Origin of the sequence: Bradyrhizobium sp., assembly GCF_019244115.1 — a bacterium.
GTDB lineage: Bacteria > Pseudomonadota > Alphaproteobacteria > Rhizobiales > Xanthobacteraceae > Bradyrhizobium.
Genome location: NZ_JAFATE010000850.1, coordinates 1 through 2234, shown reverse-complemented (window position 1 = coordinate 2234; position 2234 = coordinate 1). Strand labels below are relative to the sequence as shown.

The window sequence follows — 2234 nt, the reverse complement described above, 5'->3', positions numbered from 1 at the left end:
CACAGACGACAGACTTTTCCACCGCACCCACCCACCAGATCAGCAACAGCCCCCTGCTCCTCACCCAGACCCGCCGGATATGCCGTCAACACAACAACGGTTCCTGAGCTGAGTCGATGCTCACCAACACGACACGGACCGTCGGGTCATCCCAGCCATCACACACCGCGGGCGGCCGGTGCACGTGAGGGCGCCGATGCTCACAGTTGCATTGACGGATACCGGGTTCTTGCGGTGGTTGCAACACCGTTGATGATCAGAGGGTGTTGCTGGGTATGGCAGTGTTTTCAGACCGGATGGTGCCGGAGAAGGTTCAGGCGTTTTGGGCGGCGTTGCAGGCTGGGGAGTTCATTACCGCGGCGGCGGCGCGGGCGGGAACGTATCGGGTGAAAGGCCGGCGCTGGATTGTGGCTGCTGGTGGGGTGCGGCCGCGGCGCGGCCGGCATTTGGTGGGGCGTTATTTGTCATTTGGGGAGCGCGAGGAGATCGCGTTGGGGCGGGCGCGGGGGGAGTCGTTGCGCTCGATCGCGGCCCGGTTGGGGCGGGCGGCCTCGACGGTGTCGCGAGAACTGCGCCGCAACAGCGACAGGAATGGCTATCGGGCTACCAGCGCGCAGGCGCTGGCCTATCAGCGTGCGACGCGCCCGAAGCCGGCCAAGCTTGCCACGAACGCGGTGTTGCGCGGCATTGTGGAAGGGCAGTTGTCCAAGCGGTACTCGCCGGAGCAGATCGCTGGCCGGTTGCGTCGGGAGTACCCGGACGACCCGGAGATGTGGGTGTGCACCGAGACGATTTATCAGTCGTTGTATGTGCAGCCGCGCGGGGCGTTAAAACGCGAGTTGACCCGGTGTTTGCGCACCGGGCGGGCGCTGCGTCATCCCGGGCGCAAGCCCGGGCAACGCAAAAACCGCATCCCGGACATGGTCAACATCAGTCAGCGCCCCGCCGAGGCCGCCGACCGGGCAGTGCCCGGGCATTGGGAGGGAGATTTGCTAATCGGTGCGCACAACCAGACCGCGATCGGCACCCTAGTCGAACGCGCCACCGGATACACGATGCTGCTGCACCTGCCCCGCGGCTATGGCCCCGAGCAGGTCCGCGACGCTCTCGCCGACAAAATCCAGACTCTGCCAGTAGTGCTGCGCCGGTCGCTGACCTGGGACCAGGGCCCGGAGATGGGCCTGTGGAAACAGGTGGCCATTGCCGCGGATATCGCCATCTACTTCTGCGACCCGCACGCACCCTGGCAGCGCGGATCCAACGAAAACACCAACGGCCTGCTGCGCCAGTACTTTCCCAAGGGCACCGATCTCGGGATCTACAGCGAAGTCGAACTCGACGCCGTAGCCGCCGAGCTCAACGACCGGCCCCGCAAGCGCTTCGACTATGCCAAACCGATCGAGCTCATCGGTGACCTGTTCGTCGGCTAACCATCCCGCCCGCCGAACACCCGCTCGCCGTCTTGGCCGATGAGCAAAAACACAAACCGCGCCACATCAACCCGCAACGCCTCCAAGTCATAACCGCCGGCGCCGACAAACCGCGCCAGCGAATCGGTCAACAGCGCGCGATCGGGCCCACCCAGCCAGTCATCGACAAACTCCAGCAACTGGGCCAGCTCCGCGGCATCCTCACCAGCCAGCCACACCTGTCCCGCCGCCATCACCCACCTCCACCGAACACCCGCATTGCCGCCAATCCCAGCATCAACTAGCTCCGCTGCCCGACTGACGCTCAACACGCCGCGCGCGCCCGGGGCAGGCACCCAGCCTGCCCGCACCGCCTGCCCCCGGGGTCGCAGAGGTCTCCGGGGTCCAGGGCTGCCCGCAAAGGGCAGTCGCGCCAGCGACGCGCAGCGCCCTAGACGCCGGAGGGGCGGCCCCGGACCCTGCGCGGCGCCCACCACAACCCACCCCGCGCCGCAGCCACCATCCCCTGTCCATGCGCTTAGCCCCGGCATCTTCGCTGCCGGCCCGCCGCACCGGCCCCCTCCCCACATCGCCATGCCCTAGACGCACCACCAACACCCAGCCCACACTCAAACCACGGCTCAACCAGCCGTGTTGCAACCACCGTCAGAATTCGCCGATCCGCTATCGAGACGGCTCGCGGGTCGTCCTGAGCATCTGCTACATGGTCTGCTGAGCCAGCACTTCGGTTGTCGGGCGTGCAGGCTACGGCGCTGGGGTGCGTCGCGGTTTCTGCTGCTCGGATTCGGCACCCGGTTCCAGGAA

Annotated in this window: 2 protein-coding genes; one reads left to right on the top strand and one right to left on the bottom strand. The window is 66.7% G+C overall.

The features are described 5' to 3' along the window. The first annotated feature begins 269 nt into the window (after positions 1-269). Entirely contained in the window at positions 270-1430 is a 1161-nt protein-coding gene (locus JOZ76_RS35940; RefSeq protein ID WP_441300158.1) for an IS30 family transposase, read from the top strand. Here JOZ76_RS35940 and JOZ76_RS35935 read toward each other — a convergent pair. After that, a complete protein-coding gene (locus JOZ76_RS35935) occupies positions 1427-1663 on the bottom strand; it encodes a hypothetical protein (protein ID WP_291706116.1) in 237 nt (78 codons plus the stop codon). The two genes, JOZ76_RS35940 and JOZ76_RS35935, sit on opposite strands and share 4 nt — an antisense overlap. Positions 1664-2234 lie beyond the last annotated feature (571 nt).

What these genes read in the sequence shown, in the direction of transcription:
- JOZ76_RS35935 (WP_291706116.1), bottom strand. Translation starts at nt 1,663, where the DNA reads ATGGCGGCGGGACAGGTGTGGCTGGCTGGTGAGGATGCCGCGGAGCTG.